16 protein-coding genes are annotated in these 17570 nt (G+C 70.0%); 6 read left to right on the top strand and 10 right to left on the bottom strand.

Annotation, left to right across the window (positions count from 1 at the left end; genetic code table 11):
• Nucleotides 1–46 precede the first annotated feature (46 nt).
• The 5 genes from LXM64_RS05130 to LXM64_RS05110 all read right to left on the bottom strand — a co-directional run bounded on the left by LXM64_RS05130 (nt 47) and on the right by LXM64_RS05110 (nt 7341).
• Nucleotides 47–3451: an error-prone DNA polymerase gene (locus LXM64_RS05130; protein WP_234074903.1), complete on the bottom strand. Its 3405-nt coding sequence runs from the start codon at nt 3449–3451 to the stop codon at nt 47–49.
• On the bottom strand, nt 3451–4989 hold the full coding sequence (locus LXM64_RS05125) for a Y-family DNA polymerase (RefSeq protein WP_234074902.1): 1539 nt from the start codon (nt 4987–4989) through the stop codon (nt 3451–3453). Before LXM64_RS05125 ends, LXM64_RS05130 begins: the two co-directional genes overlap by 1 nt.
• Entirely contained in the window at nt 4990–5673 is a 684-nt protein-coding gene (locus LXM64_RS05120; protein WP_234074901.1) for a hypothetical protein, read from the bottom strand. It lies immediately after the preceding gene.
• A gap of 142 nt (nt 5674–5815) precedes the next feature.
• The gene (locus LXM64_RS05115) at nt 5816–6409 is read right to left on the bottom strand and encodes a cysteine hydrolase family protein (protein ID WP_234074900.1); all 594 of its coding nucleotides are present in this window, start codon (nt 6407–6409) and stop codon (nt 5816–5818) included.
• Nucleotides 6406–7341, bottom strand: a complete 936-nt coding sequence (locus LXM64_RS05110) for a DMT family transporter (RefSeq protein WP_234074899.1) — start codon at nt 7339–7341, stop codon at nt 6406–6408. The genes LXM64_RS05115 and LXM64_RS05110 overlap by 4 nt, the downstream gene beginning before the upstream one ends.
• 40 nt (nt 7342–7381) lie before the next feature.
• Between LXM64_RS05110 and LXM64_RS05105 the strand changes: the two genes are divergently transcribed.
• Complete coding sequence (locus tag LXM64_RS05105) at nt 7382–7879, top strand: MarR family winged helix-turn-helix transcriptional regulator (protein ID WP_234074898.1); 498 nt, start codon at nt 7382–7384, stop codon at nt 7877–7879.
• Between the two features lie 5 nt (nt 7880–7884).
• Here LXM64_RS05105 and LXM64_RS05100 read toward each other — a convergent pair whose 3' ends face one another.
• From LXM64_RS05100 to LXM64_RS05090, 3 genes are all read right to left on the bottom strand, one after another.
• On the bottom strand, nt 7885–8382 hold the full coding sequence (locus tag LXM64_RS05100) for an HNH endonuclease (RefSeq protein ID WP_137417646.1): 498 nt from the start codon (nt 8380–8382) through the stop codon (nt 7885–7887).
• A gap of 299 nt (nt 8383–8681) precedes the next feature.
• Entirely contained in the window at nt 8682–9566 is an 885-nt protein-coding gene (locus LXM64_RS16095) for a M23 family metallopeptidase (protein WP_272949067.1), read from the bottom strand.
• Nucleotides 9567–9792: 226 nt separating this feature from the next.
• Nucleotides 9793–10494 (bottom strand): metal-dependent transcriptional regulator, encoded by a 702-nt coding sequence (locus LXM64_RS05090; RefSeq protein WP_137417647.1) that lies wholly within the window; start codon nt 10492–10494, stop codon nt 9793–9795.
• A 96-nt stretch (nt 10495–10590) separates the two neighbouring features.
• Here LXM64_RS05090 and serC point away from each other — a divergent pair, with 96 nt between their 5' ends.
• On the top strand, nt 10591–11703 hold the full coding sequence (gene serC / locus LXM64_RS05085; protein WP_234074897.1) for a phosphoserine transaminase: 1113 nt from the start codon (nt 10591–10593) through the stop codon (nt 11701–11703).
• A gap of 111 nt (nt 11704–11814) precedes the next feature.
• On the opposite strand, the gene LXM64_RS05080 is transcribed toward serC, so the two are convergent.
• Nucleotides 11815–12573 carry a DUF3027 domain-containing protein gene (locus LXM64_RS05080; RefSeq protein ID WP_326490540.1) on the bottom strand — a complete coding sequence of 253 codons (759 nt, stop codon included), beginning with the start codon at nt 12571–12573 and terminating at the stop codon, nt 11815–11817.
• Nucleotides 12557–12940, bottom strand: a complete 384-nt coding sequence (locus LXM64_RS05075) for a cold-shock protein (RefSeq protein ID WP_137419171.1) — start codon at nt 12938–12940, stop codon at nt 12557–12559. Before LXM64_RS05075 ends, LXM64_RS05080 begins: the two co-directional genes overlap by 17 nt.
• Before the next feature lie 117 nt (nt 12941–13057).
• On the opposite strand from LXM64_RS05075, the gene LXM64_RS05070 reads away from it, so the two are divergent.
• Genes LXM64_RS05070 through LXM64_RS05055 form a run of 4 tightly spaced genes read left to right on the top strand, consistent with a single transcriptional unit; the run spans nt 13058 to nt 17509 of the window.
• Nucleotides 13058–13333, top strand: coding sequence for a multidrug ABC transporter ATPase (locus LXM64_RS05070; protein ID WP_137417650.1), 276 nt, complete (start codon nt 13058–13060; stop codon nt 13331–13333).
• 2 nt (nt 13334–13335) lie between these two features.
• Nucleotides 13336–15057, top strand: coding sequence for a helicase-associated domain-containing protein (locus LXM64_RS05065; protein ID WP_234074896.1), 1722 nt, complete (start codon nt 13336–13338; stop codon nt 15055–15057).
• A gap of 47 nt (nt 15058–15104) precedes the next feature.
• Nucleotides 15105–16766, top strand: coding sequence for a DNA repair helicase XPB (locus tag LXM64_RS05060; RefSeq protein ID WP_234074895.1), 1662 nt, complete (start codon nt 15105–15107; stop codon nt 16764–16766).
• Between the two features lie 56 nt (nt 16767–16822).
• Nucleotides 16823–17509, top strand: coding sequence for a response regulator transcription factor (locus tag LXM64_RS05055; RefSeq protein WP_137417653.1), 687 nt, complete (start codon nt 16823–16825; stop codon nt 17507–17509).
• The last annotated feature ends 61 nt before the right edge of the window (nt 17510–17570 follow it).

The following is a 17570-nucleotide window of genomic DNA, read 5'->3' as shown; positions in this document are numbered from 1 at the left end:
GACCCCGCCCAAAGGCCCCCGGGTTCGCCCGGGGGTCTTTACCGTGTCATCGGAAGTCGCGTGAACGGTGCGAGATGCCCACCCGGAGATCCTCGAACGCATCCGCCACGAGGTTGGTGACCCCCTCCACCGAACGCTCCAGCATCCCACGCACGATCAGCGCCGGCGAGTCGCGCACGATGCGTCGGTATCGGTTCCATACGCCGGTCGAGCAGATCACATTCACCAGCCCGTGCTCGTCTTCGAGGTTGAGGAAGGTGATCCCGGATGCGGTCGCCGGCCGCTGCCGGTGGGTCACCAGCCCCGCGACCTCGATGCGCCGCCCCGACTCGTGGGCGCGCAGCTCGCGCGAGGTCAGCACTCCCCGCGCATCCAGCGCGGAACGGTAATGGGTCAGCGGGTGATCGTCGGTGGAGATGCCGGTCGCCCAGAGATCGGCCGCGAGCGTCTCGTAGCTCGACGGGTCGGGGAACAACGGCGGCTGTACCGCCATGACGGTGTCGGGGAGGAACTCCGCCCGGTCCTGCGCAGCCGTGCCGGCCGACCAGATGGCCTCGCGGCGGGTCAGCCCGAAACAGTCGAAGGCGCCGGCCGTGGCCAGCGCCTCCAGCTGCGCCACGGAGAGGTCGCACCGGCGCACCAGATCGCGCATGTCGCGAAACGGCCCTTCCGCGTCGCGCGCGGCGACGATGCGTGCGGCGACCTTCTCACCGATGCCGGTCACCGCTCCGAGCCCCAGCCGCACCGCGAACGCACCGTCACGACGATGCGCGGCGGACTCGTCGGGAGCCGCCGCATCGAAGGGCCCCACGGGCGGCTGCGGACCACGGCAGACGTCCATCCCCGTCGGCTCGGTGCTGTCTCCGAGCGGCTCGAGTCCGGCCTGGGCGCCCGAGAGCTGCACATCGGGTCGGCGCACCTCGACGCCATGGCGCCGGGCGTCCGCGGTCAACGTCGCGGGCGAGTAGAAGCCCATGGGTTGCGCCCGCAGCAGCCCCGCGAGGAACGCCGCCGGGTAGTGCAGTTTGATCCACGAGCTCGCGTAGACCAGGAGGCCGAACGAGAGCGAGTGCGACTCGGCGAACCCGAAGTTCGCGAACGCCTGGATCTTGCGGTAGATCGCATCCGCGTCCTCGCCGACGAGGCCATGGCGCGCCATGCCGGCGTAGAGCTTCTCCTTCAGCGAGTCGATGCGCTCCTGACCGCGTTTGGACCCCATGGCCCGGCGCATGAGGTCGGCATCCTCTCCGGAGAGGTCGCCCACCACCATCGCCATCTGCATCAATTGCTCCTGGAAGACGGGGATCCCTTTGGTGCGCTCAAGCACGGGGATGAGGTCGGGATGCGGATAGGTCACCTCCTCGTGGCCGAGCTTGCGCCGCACGAACGGATGCACCGCCCCGCCCTGGATCGGACCGGGCCGGACGAGGGCGATCTCGATCACGAGGTCGTAGAACGCCCGGGGCTGGAGGCGCGGCAGCAGCCCCATCTGCGCGCGCGACTCGACCTGGAACACGCCGATGGAATCGGCACGGCACAGCATGTCGTAGACCGCCGCTTCCTCCTTCGGCAGCGAACGCAGCTCCCACCTCTCCCCCGTCGCCGCCCGGATCAGATCGAAGCAGTACTGGAGAGCGGAGAGCATTCCGAGCCCGAGCAGGTCGAATTTCACCAGCCCCATCCAGGCGGCGTCGTCCTTGTCCCACTGGATGACGGTGCGCCCCGGCATCCGAGCATGCTCGATCGGCACGACCTCGCCCACCGGCCGCTCGGTGAGCACCATGCCGCCGGAGTGGATGCCGAGGTGTCGCGGCGCCTTGAGCAGCTCGGTCGCATAGGCCACGACCTGATCCGGGATGTCGTGGTCGGGTGCGCTCTCGAGCGACGCGCCCCAGCGCTCGACCTGCTTCGACCAGGCGTCCTGCTGTCCGGGTGAGAACCCGAGCGCCCGCGCCATGTCGCGCACGGCGTTCTTGGGGCGGTACTGGATGACGTTGGCCACCTGCGCGGCGCGCTCCCGCCCGTACTGCTGGTAGACCCACTGGATGATCTCTTCACGACGGTCGGAGTCGAAGTCGACGTCGATGTCGGGCTCCTCGTCGCGCAGACTCGACAGGAACCGTTCGAAGGGCAGGTTGTAGGCGATCGCATCGACCGCCGTGATGTCGAGCAGATAGCAGACCGCGCTGTTCGCCGCCGAGCCGCGACCCTGGCAGAGGATGCCGCGCCGCCGCGCCTCCTGCACGATGCCGTAGACGATGAGGAAGTACCCGGGGAAGTCCTTCATCTCGATGACCTCGAGCTCGCGTTCGATGCGCTGACGCTGATCCTCGGTGAGGTTCGGATAGTTGCGCGGCACCGCATCCCACACCAGTTGCCGCAGCCATGACATGGGCGTGTGCCCCTCGGGAACGGGAAGCTTGGGCAGCGCCGGCGAAGCCTTCCGCAGCGGGAACGCGAGCTCGTCGGCGAGCGTGACACTGCGTGCGACCGCGCCGGGGTACCGGGCGAAGCGCGCGGCCATCTCGGCGCCCGAGCGCAGGAAGGCGCCACCGTGGGCCGGCAGCCAGCCGTCGAGCTCGTCCATGCTGCGGTTCGCCCGCACGGCGGCGATCGCCGCCGCCAGGAGCCGGCGCTCGGGCACCGCGTAGTGCACGTTGCCGGTCGCGACGACAGGAAGACTGCGCTCGACGGCGAGGGCGGCGAGGACGTCATTGGTGCGGGTGTCGTGCGGATCGCCGTGATCGATGAGCTCGACCTGCACCGCATCCCGTCCGAACAGGTCGATGAGCAGGTCGAGTTCGCGCGCCGCCCCGGTGGGACCCTCGAGCGCGAGCGCTTGGCGCACGGCGCCCTTGCGACATCCGGTGAACACGGCCCACTGCGGATCGCGCGGCCCGCCGGACTGCTCGGCGAGCTCGGTCACGTCGTACACCGGACGCCCCTTCTCCGCGCCCCGCAGCTGGGCCCGGGTGAGGGCGCCGGCAAGACGGTGGTACCCCTGGTGCCCGCGGGCGAGCACAAGCAGGTGACGTCCGACCGGATCGGGGCGTCCCTTCTGCGGGGCGGGCAGATCGAGCGACAGCTCGGCTCCGAACACCGTCTGCAACTTGCGGGGCTCCGCCGCCTCCGCGAACCGCACCGAGCCGTAGAAGCCGTCGTGGTCGGTGACGGCGAGGGCGTGCAGCCCCAGTCGTTCCGCCTGCTCGACGAGCTCCTCGGGCGAGGACGCCCCGTCGAGGAACGAGTACGACGAGTGCGCGTGCAACTCGGCGTAGGGAACGACCTGCTCGGGGCGCTCGATCGCCGGCGGCACGTAGGGGCCGCGCTTGTGCGACCACGCCGGGCTGTCGCCGCCGTCCGCCCCGGCGGGAACGGGCCTCGGCCGACGCGCGTCGCTGAGGGCGCGTTCGAGCTCCGACCACGGGACGGGAGGGTTGTGCCAGCCCATCAGTCGTACCTCGCCTCGATGCTCCAGCGACCGTCTTCGTGCACGAGCAGCCAGGCGACCTGGGCGGCGTCGACGATCTGGAACCGGTGCGCCACACGGCGGCGGGCCGCATCCCACTCGCGTTCGATGACCGTCCACGGTCCCGCCCACGAGAGCACCCCGCGCCGGATTCCTGCGACGGCGATGTCGGCGGGCGTGCCCGACAGCGCCCCGCGCTCGTCGACGAGGATGCGGGCGCCCTCGGCATCGCGCACCTCGGCCGGACGGGGCACGGGGAACACCGTGGTCGGCAGCGGTGCCGGCAGCGAACCCGGCCAGGGCAGCGACGCGTCGCGCGGGGCGACCGCGCGGTCACCCCAGGGCACCATCACCTGGCGCTCATCGAGCCAGCGCCCACCGGCGATGACCGGCGTCAGAACGCTCCGATGCCCGAGCATCGCCTGCACCCGCGAGAGCGCATGGTGCACCTTCTCGCGCTCGCCTCGGCCGAACAGCCCCGGCACGTGGTGAGCCTGATCGTCGACGGCCTCGGGCGAGATGCGCACGCGGGCCACGGGGCTGCGCAGCTCCTGCTGCTCGGCGAGCTGCCAACGCACCCTGTCCACGACCGCCGCCGCGTCAAAGGTTCCCGGATGCAGCCAGACCCGTTCACTGCGCTCTCCCCGCTCGGACTCGAGCTCCACACGCAGCTCGGTGCACACCAGCCGCAACGTGTCGAGACGCGCGATGAACTCCTCCGCCGCCATCCGCATCCCGAAGGCCGCCTGCTCGGCGAGTTCGACGGGCGGCTCGAACACGACCTCGCGATCGAGCTCGGGCGGGACGTCGCGGGGGGCCACCGTGCGGGAGTCCGCTCCCGCGGCGAGTGCCTGAAGCCGCACTCCCTGCTCGCCGAGGCGATCGCGGATGCCGTCGGTCGGCAGCTCGGCGAACGCGCCCAGCGTGTGGATGCCCAGTCGCGCCAGCAGCGAGGCGAGCGAGGTCTCGGCCCCGGCGTCGTGCAGCAAGGTGGCGGGCAGGGGCGCGAGGAAGGGTCCTGAAAGACCCGGAGGCACGCACCGCACCGGCGCCTCGGCGGTCGTTGCGGCACGGGCTGCCTGCTCGGCCGTGAAGGGGCCGTCGGCGATGCCGATGCGGACATCCCTCACACCCGCCTCGTGCAGCGCCGCACGCAGGACGTCCGCCGCCTCCTCCTCGCCGCCGTAATAGCGGGCGGGCCCCCGCGCCTTCAGCGCGCAGAGCCCCGGGCGGATGATCTGCACGTGCGGCGCGAGACCTTCGATCGCCGCCACGAGCGGCGCGAAGGCGCGATGGTCTCGTGCCGCATCCATCGCCACGATCTGCAGGCGAGGACAGGCGCTCTGCGCGTCGCGACGACGCTGGCCCCGACGCACCCCCTCGGCGCGGGCCGCTGCGGAGCAGGCGACCACGACGTTCTTCTCGACGACCGCGACCGCCGCCGCATCCTCGCCGCTCTCGCGTCCGAAGGCGACCACCGGCCAGTCCGGGATCCAGACGACGAGAGTGCGCACGGGCATCTAGCCCACCGCCCTCATGGGCACGGGAGCGGCGGGAGCCACGGCGGTGAGCGCGCCGTCGCGATCGGGGAGCATGAGACGCGCCCGCCGGGGCACGGGAGAGCGGCGCGACTGCACGGCGATCGTCACCGTGCGCGACGACAGGTAGCCGTAGCCGTCGCCGAGTCCGTCCCACCGGGAGTCGACGATCTGCAGCGCGGCCTCCGCCTGTGGCCAGACCCCCTGCACCAGAAGACTCGCTCCGCGGTCGCGCAGTCGCGCCATGAAGCGGGAGGCTTCGGCATCCGATACCGCGCCGGCCGGACGCACGGCGACCACCGGCATGACCTCGGCGAGGGTCGCGGCCACGGCCAGCCAGCGTGGGCCGGGCTCGGGGACGAGAACGAGGCGTTCGAGCGCGACCCCCAGTCCCGCCGCGGCCTCGGCGCCCAGCTCGGGCATCCCCACGGCCGCACACCATGCCCCCTCGCGCGAGGGACGGGCGAGCAGCGAGAGCAGCAATGACGTCGAGGGAGCGACCGTGTAGGCGGAACCCGCGCGGAGCCCTCCGCCGGGAAGGAGCTCGGCCAGCGCCGGATGCACCGGCCGTACGGCCGCTTCCATCCGCCGGCCCTGAACGCGCTCGAGCTGCGCGCGGAGGCGATGGACCTCGCCCACGGCGTCTTCTCGCACGATCACCTTCACTCCGACAGGCTAGAACGGATGTTCTAGTTCTTCAATGTCAGATTCGAAGATACGAACGAGTTCGGACATCCTCTTCGCGAGCCGACCCGCGACGTCTGCACGAGGGGTGGGACAGGCGGCACCGTACGTGCCGCCTGCGACATCAGGTCAGCGATCGATCGTGCGCACGTCGCTCGGATTCGACGATCTCGGCCGTCGTCCGGATGCGGGCGAACCCGCCTTCCTGCAGGACCAGCGCAGAGGTGGCCATGATCTCCGCCGCCGTTCGCGTCACACGCCCCATACCGCTGATCTCGGCATCGAGATCGAAGGTGCGGGTCGCGTCCCACACCACCGTGGTGTCGTACCCGAGATTGCCCGCCATCCGCGCCGTGGTCTCGACGCACATGTTGCTCTGGATACCGCAGATCAGCAGCTCCCCTATCCCCCGCTCCTGCAACCAGGCGTGAAGGTCGGGGTCGCCGTAGAACGCGGAGTTCACGTCCTTGGTGACCAGCAGCGCGGCCGGGGCGCGGTCGACGACATCGACGAGCGCGTTGCCCGCGGCGGACGGATGCAGCACAGACGTCTCACTGCGCGAGTCGTGACGGACCACGACGACCGGGATGCCCTCGACCTCTGCATACTGCACCAGCGCGGCGACGTTCCGCTCGCACTGCGGATTCGCCGTCGGCCCCCAGAACTCCAGGTCGTCGAACCCCTTCTGCATGTCGATCACCACGAGCGCGCGCGTCATGCCTTCATCCCACCACGCGACACCGGCTCCGGCGCCTCACCCGACTGCCGACCGGGGACCGATTCCTGCCGCGTCGCGCGGCGACGATGCGGCAGCACGCCCCACACAACCCCGCCGAGCACGAGAGCGAGCCCGACCACCTGCGCGGGACCGAACGGCTCCCCCGCCAGCACGACCCCCAGCACGACGCCCGTGACCGGGTTCAGCAGCCCGACGAGACCGACCGCGGCGGCGGGCAGCCGCTGCAGACCGGCGAACCAGGCCGCGTAGGCCACCGCCGTACCGATGAGCATGACGTAGGCGAATCCGATGACCCCCTCGGGGCTCAGCTGCGGGGGCGGGCCCTCCACGACCAGCGCGACGGGCACGAGAACGACGGAGCCCGCCAAGAGCTGCCATGACGTCATGGCGAGCGCCGGCACCTCCTGCCCCCAGCGCGAGGTGAGGACGAACCCGAAGGAGGAGGCGACCATGGCGCCCAGCGAGGCGGCGATGCCCCACGGGTCGACCGACCCCGCGCCGACGCCGAGCATGAGCACGACACCAGCGATCCCGACAGCCGCCCCCAGCGCGGCGGCGACGCGCGGCCGCTGCCCCAGCAATGCCCAGGCGAAGAGCATGATGCACGCCGCCGAGGTGGACATGAGGGTCGCCGCCAGGCTCGAGGGAAGCCGCTGGCCGACGATGTAGATCAGCACGCTGAAGCCGCCGACGTTCAGCACTCCCAGCAGCAGCGACCGCCACCACCACGAGCCGCGCGGAAGGCGGCGGGCGAACAGCAGCACGAGCAGCCCGGCGGGCAGGCATCGGATGACAGCACCCCACAGCGGCACATCGGGCGGCAGCAGGTGCCGCGTCACGACATAGGTGCTGCCCCACGCGACCGGCGCGATCGCGGTGATGAGGATCCATCGCCGCCATTTATCTTCCATGGAAGGAAATACTACCTTCCGTGGAAGATATCGTGGTCGCATGAGCGGAACCGAGGATCGCGTCAGCCGCATCCAGGACGACTGGCGTCGAGAGCGTCCCGATCTCGACCCCTCCCCCCAGGGCGTCATCGGCCGCATCCACCGCGTGGGCATGGCTCTCACCCGCGAGCTCACCGCGGTGTACGCCCGCTTCGGGCTCACCGAGGCGGAGTTCGACCTGCTCGCCTCACTCCGGCGGGCGGGCGCGCCCTACAGCAGACCGGCCGGCGAACTGGCAGAACACACGATGGTCACCTCGGGCGGGCTCACCAAGCGCGTCGACCGCCTCGTCGAACGCGGCCTCGTCACACGCTCCGGATCCGACGCCGACGGCAGGCGCCGCCTGGTCGCGCTGACCGAGGCCGGACGCGAGCTGATCGACGACGCCTTCACCGCCCACATCGCCAACGAGCATCGCCTGGTCGCGATGCTGGATGCGCCGGATGCGGAGCAGCTCGCCCGCATCCTGCAGCACTGGAGCGAGCGGCTCGAGCGGTAGGGGGCTCAGGCGGCGAGCGCCAGGTACGGCTCCCACCGCGGATCGGCCCGCTCCGTTCCGCGCACACTCCAGCCCGAACCGTGCGGCACGTCCGGCACGAGGCGCAGCGTCCACGACATCTCCTGCGGCGTGCGGTCCCCCTTGACGTTGTTGCAGCGCAGGCAGCACGCCACCAGGTTCTGCCAGGTGTCGCGCCCGCCGCGCGAACGCGGCAGCACGTGGTCGATGGTGGATGCGGCCTTCCCGCAGTATGCGCAACGGTGCCCGTCGCGGCGCAGCACGCCCCGGCGGGTGACCGGCACGTTGCGCACATTCGGTATGCGCACGTAGCGGGTGAGGATGATGACCGCGGGCCGGTCATAGATCTGCGTCGTGCCCCAGATGGGCACGTCCTCGACGCGTTCGACGATGGTCGCCTTCTCGTTCATGACGAGCACGAGCGCTCGCTTGAAGGAGACGACCGCCAGTGGCTCGTAGCCGGCGTTCAGCACCAGTGTGCGCATTCCCAGTCCTCTCGAATGGCCCGGACGGCTTCGCGGATATTCGATTCGATGGACGCATCGGGGGTGCGGAGGCATGAAAAAAGGCGCTGCCTCATGGACAGCGCCTTGGACACACGGGAAACCCGTGAGTGTCGGTCACGTGATGCCGAAGGACGAGCAGACCGAGCGCATCCATGGTTCGGATGCGTGGTGAACTGCCCATCGGCGCCCTCCGCTTCTCTCAGCGTCGTGCCCTCAGGGTAGCCCACCGCGACGCGCCCGGGACGCGTGCTTGATGAACTCTCGGAATCGTGTCGGGGTCAGCCCGCGTTGGCCTGCAGCCAGGCGTAGGGGTCGACCAGGCCGCCGCCGATGCGTACCTCGAAGTGGAGGTGGTTGGCGGTGGAGGAGCCGGTGCTTCCCATCAGGCCGATGATCTGGCCGGCCTCGACGTAGTCGCCCGGGTTCACCAGGGTCTGGGTCATGTGGCCGTACAGAGTGGTGACGCTCTGGCCGTTGATCACGCTGTCGAGCACGACCGCGTAGCCGTAGCCGTAGTACCAGCCGGCGACGCGGACGGTTCCCGCCGCGGCGGCGAACTCGGGGGTACCGGCCGCGCCGAGCAGGTCGACGCCCTGGTGGTAGCCGTCGGCACCGAATCCGCGACCGACGCGGATCTGCGACATGTCGAGCGGCCAGCGCACGGCACCACTGCCGGGGGCGACCATGTTCAGGTCGATGTTGGCGGCGGAGAACGAGGCGGCGGAACCGGCGGCGGCGATGCGCGCAGCGGCGGCTTCGGCGGCCTTCTTCTTCTCGACCTCTTCGGGCGTGGTCGCCGCGTAGCTGCCGCGGTCGAGGCCTGCCGAGGTGACCGTGGAGGCGACGACGAGCGACTGCGGGTTCTCTGCCGCGACCTGCTCGATGGTGGCCGCATCCGTACCGCCGTTGAAGGCTGCGTAGGCGGGAAGGGCGACGGTCGCGACGAGACCGCCGACCATGCTGAGGATCACGACGCTGCGCAGGGGCTTGCGGAAGCTGCGGCCGGTGCGGGCCGGACGTGCGGCGCGTACGACAGCGGTCTTGGTGCGGGTCACCTGACCCTGGGCGGTGCGAGCCAGTTCGCGCATGCTGCGGCGACTGGTCACGGGATTCGCGGCGGCCTCGGGCGCGCCTGCCGACGAATCGTCGTTCTGTTCAGCCAAATCATCCTCCGGCGCCTCCGCGCTCATGGCGCTGGCTCGTCGGCACTCGATGTCGGGGCACGATATGCGGGTTGCACCACACGGACGACGAGCCGGAGAGGCAATCCGTGCGGGATCCATCGGTGGGCTTCTCACCTGCGGACTGTCCGAGGCTACCCGAAGGTAACGAATAAGTCACGCCGGCGTGGGCCGGATCAATACCCCGACGGGCTGTGGAGTACAGCTCTCAGCGAGCGTCGGCGACGAGGAAGATGTGGCCTGCGACCTCGACAGGAAGCTCCAGCCCCTCCTCCGAACCGTCCATCTGCACGAGGACGTAGCCCTCGTTGTATTGGAACGATCCGGCGGCGCCGGGGACGACACCGGCGGCCCGCAGCTGCTGCAGGAGTTCGGGGTCGACCTGGGCGGGCTCGGCGAGGCGACGCACGGTGCCGGTGATCGGACCGCCCTCGGCGTCGAGCTTGCGGACGAGGCCGACGACGCCCTCCTCGAACGTGGAGCTGGGCAGATCGCCCAGCTGGTCCAGACCCGGGATGGGGTTGCCGTAGGGCGACTCGGTGGGGTGTCCGAGCAGCTCGACGAGCCGACGCTCGACCTGCTCGCTCATGACGTGCTCCCAGCGGCAGGCCTCTTCGTGGACGTAGGCCCAATCGAGTCCGATCACGTCGCTGAGCAGACGCTCCGCGAGGCGGTGCTTGCGCATGACGTCGACGGCCTTCTGCCGACCGGCGCCCGTCAGCTCCAGCGAGCGGTCGTCGGAGACGATGACGAGGCCGTCGCGCTCCATCCGGCCGACGGTCTGCGAGACGGTCGGGCCGGAGTGACCGAGTCGTTCGCTGATGCGTGCACGCAGCGGAACGATGTTCTCCTCCTCGAGCTCGAGGATGGTGCGCAGGTACATCTCTGTCGTGTCGATCAGGTCGGTCATGAACGTGTCCTCGAAGTCATAGGGGCCCGAGGAGAGCCTATCCAACGTGACGATGGTCACGGCGGTCGACGGCGAGCACGCCCCTAGAATCGAGCCATGTCCCACGTCGTGCTCCCTCGCGAGATCCTGCCCGCCGACGGCCGCTTCGGATGCGGCCCCTCCAAGATCCGCCCGGAGCAGGTCGCTGCTCTGGCCGAGCGCGGTTCGTCGCTGCTGGGCACCTCGCACCGCCAGGCTCCGGTGAAGAACCTCGTCGCGAGTGTGCGGGAGGGCCTCGCGGCGCTGCTGCGCCTGCCCGTGGGATACGAGATCGTCGTCGGCAACGGCGGATCGACCGCCTTCTGGGATGCGGCTGCCTTCGGGCTCATCGAGAACCGCGCGCAGAACCTGGTGTTCGGCGAGTTCGGCGGCAAGTTCGCCGCTGCTGCGGCCGCGCCGTGGCTGCAGGCACCCGACGTCCGCAAGGCCGAGCCCGGCACGAGCACCTCCCCCGAGGCCGTGGAGGGCGTCGACGTGTATGCGTGGCCGCACAACGAGACCTCGACGGGTGTCGCCACCCGGATCGCCCGCGTCGCCGGGGATGCCGGTGCGCTGACGGTGATCGACGCGACGAGCGCGGCGGGCGGCATCGACTTCGACGTCGCCGAGACCGATGTCTATTACTTCGCCCCGCAGAAGAATCTCGGCTCCGACGGCGGCCTGTTCTTCGCGGCCGTCTCGCCCGCGGCGATCGAGCGCATCGAGCGCATCGCCGCATCCGGTCGCTACATCCCGGAGTTCCTGAGCCTGAAGAATGCGCTCGACAACTCCCGCCTGCAGCAGACTCTCAACACCCCGGCACTCTCGACGCTGGTGCTCCTCGACGAGCAGGTGCGCTGGATCAACGCCAGCGGCGGCCTGAGCTGGGCGGCGGCGCGCACCGCCGAGTCCTCCCAGGTCCTCTACGACTGGGCCGAGGCGTCGAGCGTCGCGACGCCCTTCGTCACCGACGTCGCAGACCGCTCCCCCGTGGTCGTCACGATCGACTTCGACGAGAGCGTGGATGCGGCGGCCGTCGCCGCGAGCCTCCGCGCGAACGGCATCGTCGACACGGAGCCGTACCGCAAGCTCGGCCGCAACCAGCTGCGGGTGGCGACGTTCACCTCGATCGATCCCGACGACGTGCGCCAGCTGACGCGCAGCATCGACTACACGCTCGAGCACCTCTGATCCGGACGGGGCTTCGCGCCCCCACCGGGTGAGTACACGTTCGCCGGGTGAGCATTCGATGTGATGCTCACCCGGCGAACGGATGCTCAGTGGGCGTAGTCCGTGGCGGACTCAGTCCTCGTCGGGGTCGTCCTCATCGTCGGACTCGGCGTCGTCGGACTCGGCGTCGGACTCGTCTTCGTCGGACTCGTCTTCATCGGACTCGTCATCCTCCGACTCGTCGTAGTCGTCGTCGAGCTCGTCGATGTCGACGCCGTCGACGTCGCCCGCGTGGAGGATCGACTCGCCGTCCTCCGACTCGTCGTCCTCATCGTCGTCGGCATCGTCGAGGTCGTCCGCATCCTCATCGGAGTCGTCGTCCTCGGCGGCGTCCTCATCGCTCTCGGCCTCCGCGGCAGCCTCCGCCGCCGCGGCCTGCTGGGCGTGGTATTCCGCGAGCCGTGTGGCCCACGGCACCCACTCCGGCGCGAGGAGGGCACCGTCGCCGGGAAGCAGCTCGACCTCGAGGACCGTGGGCTCGGCGCCCTGGACACGGGCCACCGAGACCGTCCAGTACCAGCCCGGGTATCCCGCCAGGCGATTCTCGAAGCGGAGCGAGACGACACCGTCGGGCTCGAGTGTGTATCCGGCCGCCGGCCCCACGGTCTGCGGCTTGGTGATCTCGTGAAGCGCGGACAGCGCCAGCTCGTGAGCGGCCAGAAGCTCGGCATCGGGCTCTCGAGGTTCGACCTCGACAGCGTTGGCGTCGAGGATGGCGGCTTCCTCCGCCGCCACCTCCGTCACCACGGTCTCATCGGACTGCGCGACGAGCTCCGCATCGACGGCCTCATCGGAGACCGACTCCGCGCCGGACTCAGGCGTCGAGGTCATCGGCTACCTTGCGCAGCACGGCGGCGATCTTCTTCGAGTGCGACGACGAGGGGTACCGCCCGCGGCGCAGGTCGCCGCCGATCCCGTCGAGCAGCTTCACGAGGTCTTCGAGGATGATCGCCATGTCGTCGGCGGGCTTGCGCGCGCGCTTCGCGAGACTGACGGGGGCGTCGAGCACCCTCACCGACAGCGCCTGCAGTCCGCGCTTTCCGTCGGCCACACCGAACTCCAGCCGCGTGCCGGGCTTGACCGAGGTCGTGCCCTGCGGGAGAGCCGTGGCGTGAAGAAAGACGTCCTGACCGTCATCCGAGGAGATGAAGCCGAACCCCTTCTCCTCGTCGTAGAACCTGACCTTGCCGGTGGGCATGGACACCTCGCTGCTGCTCTGCACCCGGAAATCGTTCGCGGGCGCGACGGAACGCGGATCGGAAGATCCCCTGGTTCCAGCCTACGACACCCCCGCCGAGGCGATAGGCTGATGCGGATGAGCAAGCCCACGCCCGACAGCGACCTCCCGGTCAGCCGCCTCGACCGCATCCTCGCGTTCATGGCGCTGGGGCTGCTCGCGCTGTCGGTGCTGTCGTTCCTGTCGATCATGATCAGCACGGCGATGGGCCTCACCCACGAGGACTACGGCACGGGCATCTGGCCGGCCGTGAGCGCCGTCGTCTACATCGCTCCCCCGCTGGCGTTCGTGCTCATGCTCACCGTCATCATCCGCGCCTTCATCAGAAGGGCTCGGGCGAACCGAGCCGGGTGACGGTGGCGGGCCCCTCGGACGAACGCGCGCTGGCGTCGCTGCTTGCCGCGTCCGGCGATGAGGAGTTGGCCCAGCTCTTCGCCGCCCGCAGACTCGCGCCATCGACTCCCGCGCAGGACTTCTTCGACGTCGCGGCGACTCTTCTCAGCGACGCCAGCGTCGATCGCGCCCTGATACGACTGGCCGCACCGGAACTCGCCGCCCTCGCCTCGGCGAAGTCGGAGCCTGTCACCCCGCCCCTGCGGGCGGCGCTCGCATCCCGCGCCCTGCTCGATGCCGACGGCATGCCGTTCCAGGCGGTGCGGTCACGACTGGCCGAACGCGCCGGGTCCGAGGCGTTCGCGTCGCCGGAGGTGAGCCCGCTCGCCCCCGCAGATCCGCAGAGCGTCGCGGCGGCGGCGGAGCGCGCTTTCGAGCAGGTCGCCTCGCTCGCCGACATCCTGCTCGCGGCCGCGTCCGCTCCCCTGTCGCGCACGGGCGCCGGCGCGGTCAGCGCGACCGAACGCCGCCGGCTCGTCGACGACGGCGCAGTCGCCTCGGCGGAGCAGCTCGAGGATCTGATCCTCCTCGGGGCCGACGCGGGGTTGCTCAGCGACGAGGATCGCAGCTGGCAGGTGACGGATGCGGCACCCGAGTGGCTCGACGCGGGCACGAGCGAACGGTGGGGACAGGTCGCGACGGCGTACGTACGCGCTCTTCCGGAGGCTCTTCGCACGCCAGAGGGCGGCTTCCTCCCACCCCCGGCGTGGCAGGGCGTCTACCGCCTCGATCCCGAGTGGCCGGAACAGGCTGCGGCACTGGTGCGCAGGGGGGTGCTGTGGGGCGTCCTCGCCGAGGACGGTCTGCTGCCCTGGACGGCGCAGCTGTCGAGCACCGGCACCGTCGACACCCGCTCGCTGGCGGAGGCGCTGCCTCCGGAAGTTGACAAGATCTACCTGCAGGCCGACCTCTCCGCGATCTCGCCCGGTCCGCTCGCGCCGCGGCTCGAGCAGCGGCTGCGGCGGATGGCGGCACGCGAGACCAGGGCGCAGGCCTCGACCTATCGCTTCACAGCCGAGTCGTTGACGGCCGCGATGAGCGGCGGCGAGAGCGCTGAGTCCGTGCACGCCTTCCTGAGCGGAATCTCGCTCACCGGCATCCCTCAGCCGCTGGCGTATCTCATCGATACGACCGCCGCACGCCATGGCGCGATCCGCGTGGGCACGGATACGGCCACAGGCCGCACAGTGGTGCGCAGCGCGTCCCCGCAGCTGCTCGCCACCATCGCCGTCGACCAGTCGCTGCGCCCCGTCGGTCTGGTCGAGCACGAGGGCGCCCTCGTCTCACGCGCCGGGCGGGATGCCGTCTACTGGTCCCTGGTCGATGCGCGCTACCCCGTGGTCGCCGTCGACGAGAACGATCAGCTCGAGCGGGTGGTGCGACGAGCGACGCGGCAGGCCGTGACCGAGCCGCCCCCAAGCGAACAGTACGGGGCACTCATCGCGGCGCTGCGCGGTGCGCAATCCGGAGACGCGGACGCCGCCTGGCTCGAACGCGAGCTCGAACAGGCCGTGCGTGCCCGCGCGGCGATCGACGTCACCGTGAGGCTGCCCGACGGTTCGACGAAAGTCTTCGCGCTCGAGGCGACAGGCCTCGGCGGCGGGCGTCTTCGCGGGCTCGACCGCGCCGCCGACGTCGAACGCACCCTGCCGATGACGAGCATCGTCTCGGTGAGTCCGCGCTGACGGCGAGCCGACCCGCATCCGCCGCCACGCCGGTAAACTCGACGGTTATGTCCGACGGCCCCCTGATCGTCCAGAGCGATCGCACGGTTCTGCTCGAAGTCGCCCACCCCGAGTCCGAGAACGCACGGCACGAGCTCGCCGTCTTCGCCGAACTCGAGCGCGCTCCGGAGCACATCCACACCTACCGCATCACGCGTCTCGGGCTGTGGAACGCCCGCGCCGCCGGCCACGACGCGCAGGACATGCTCGACACCCTCGACCGCTGGTCGCGCTTCCCCGTACCGCCGTCGGTCGCCACCGACATCCGAGAGACCGTGGGCCGCTACGGGCGCCTCGTGATCGAGCGCGGGCCGTACGGCGACGACGACGACGCGCTTCTGCTGCGCTCGACGGATGCGGCCGTGCTCGCCGAGGTCTCCCGCAACAAGCGCATCCAGCCCCTCCTCATCGCGCATCCCTCCCCCGGTGTCCACGTGATCGACGCCTGGGCACGGGGCCAGATCAAGCAGGAACTGTTGAAGATCGGCTGGCCCGCAGAGGACCTTGCTGGGTACACCCCCGGCACCCCGCATCCGATCGACCTCGAAGAGACGGACTGGTCGCTGCGTCCGTACCAGCGCCAGGCCGTGGACATCTTCACGGAGGGCGGCTCCGGCGTCGTCGTGCTCCCCTGCGGCGCGGGCAAGACTCTCGTCGGGGCGGCCGCGATGGCCGACACCAAGACCACGACGCTCATCCTCGTGACCAACGCGGTCAGCGCGCGGCAGTGGCGCGACGAACTGCTCAAGCGCACGACGCTCACCCCGGAGGAGATCGGCGAGTACTCGGGCCAGGTCAAAGAGGTCAAGCCCGTCACGATCGCGACCTATCAGATCCTCACGGCGAAGCGGAAGGGCGAGTACGCCCACCTCGCACTGCTCGACGCGCTGGACTGGGGCCTGGTGGTCTACGACGAGGTGCACCTGCTGCCGGCGCCCGTGTTCAAGCTGACCGCCGATCTACAGGCTCGCCGGCGGCTCGGCCTCACCGCGACACTCGTGCGCGAAGACGGCCGCGAGGGTGACGTCTTCAGCCTCATCGGCCCCAAGCGCTTCGACGCGCCCTGGAAGGAGATCGAGGCCCAGGGCTTCATCTCCCCCGCCGCCTGCTTCGAGGTGCGCGTCGACCTGCCCGCCGACGAACGACTCGAATACGCCGCAGCCGTCGACGAGGACCGTTACCGTCTGGCCGCCACGGCCCCGGCGAAGATCGATGTCGTCCGTGCGCTCGCCGCGCGGCACAGCGACGAGCAGATCCTCGTGATCGGTCAGTACCTCGACCAGATCGACATCATCGCCGATGCGCTCGGCGCCCCGAAAATCACCGGCGCGACGCCGGTCGACGAGCGCGAACAGCTCTATCAGGCCTTCCGCGAGGGCACGGTGCCGTTGCTCGTGGTCTCGAAGGTCGCCAACTTCTCGGTCGACCTGCCGGATGCCTCGGTGGCGATCCAGGTCTCCGGGTCGTTCGGGTCGCGCCAGGAGGAGGCGCAGCGCCTCGGGCGCCTGCTGCGTCCGAAGAGCAACGGCCACACGGCCAGCTTCTACACGCTCATCGCCCGCGACACCGTCGATCAGGACTTCGCGCAGAACCGTCAGCGCTTCCTCGCCGAACAGGGCTACAGCTACACGATTCTGGATGCGGACGACCTGCTGGCCGCAACGCGCTGACCCGCCGGAATGCCCGCATCCAGCCATCCCACCGAATCGGTCACCATAATGGGCCTATGACCGCACCGCGCATCCTCGTCGTCGACGACGAACCGAACATCCGCGACCTGCTCATCACGAGTCTCAAGTTCGCCGGTTTCCAGGTTCGCGCCGTCTCCAACGGGGCACAGACGATCTCGGCCGTCCTCGAGGAGGAGCCGGATCTCATCGTGCTCGATGTCATGCTGCCCGACATGAACGGCTTCAGCGTGACCAAGCGCCTCCGCGAGGCCGGATACACCGCTCCGATCCTGTTCCTCACCGCGAAGGACGACACGGAGGACAAGATCACCGGACTGAACGCCGGTGGCGACGACTACGTCACCAAGCCGTTCTCGCTCGATGAGATCGTCGCCCGTATCCAGGCGATCCTGCGCCGCACGATGCAGGCGGACGAGGAGTCCGTGATCCGTGCCGGCGAGATCACCATGGACCAGGACACCCACGACGTCTACGTGGGTGACGCGCAGATCGAGCTGAGCCCGACCGAGTTCAAGCTGCTGCGCTACCTCATGCTCAACCCGAACCGGGTGCTGTCCAAGGCGCAGATCCTCGATCACGTCTGGGAGTACGACTTCAACGGCGACGCGGGCATCGTCGAGAGCTACATCTCGTACCTGCGTCGCAAGATCGACCCGCACTCCTCCGAGCCCCTCATCCAGACCAAGCGCGGCTTCGGCTACATGCTGAAGACCAAGTCCTGACACCGGAGCGCGACCTGGGCACCGAGAGCGACAGCGTCACGCGCTGGTGGCGCGGGATCAG

It is taken from the genome of Microbacterium binotii, assembly GCF_021398715.1.
In the GTDB taxonomy this organism is placed as follows: domain Bacteria; phylum Actinomycetota; class Actinomycetes; order Actinomycetales; family Microbacteriaceae; genus Microbacterium; species Microbacterium binotii_A.
Note: the sequence above shows the minus strand (reverse complement) of the source record. Positions and strands in the feature narration are given on the sequence as shown.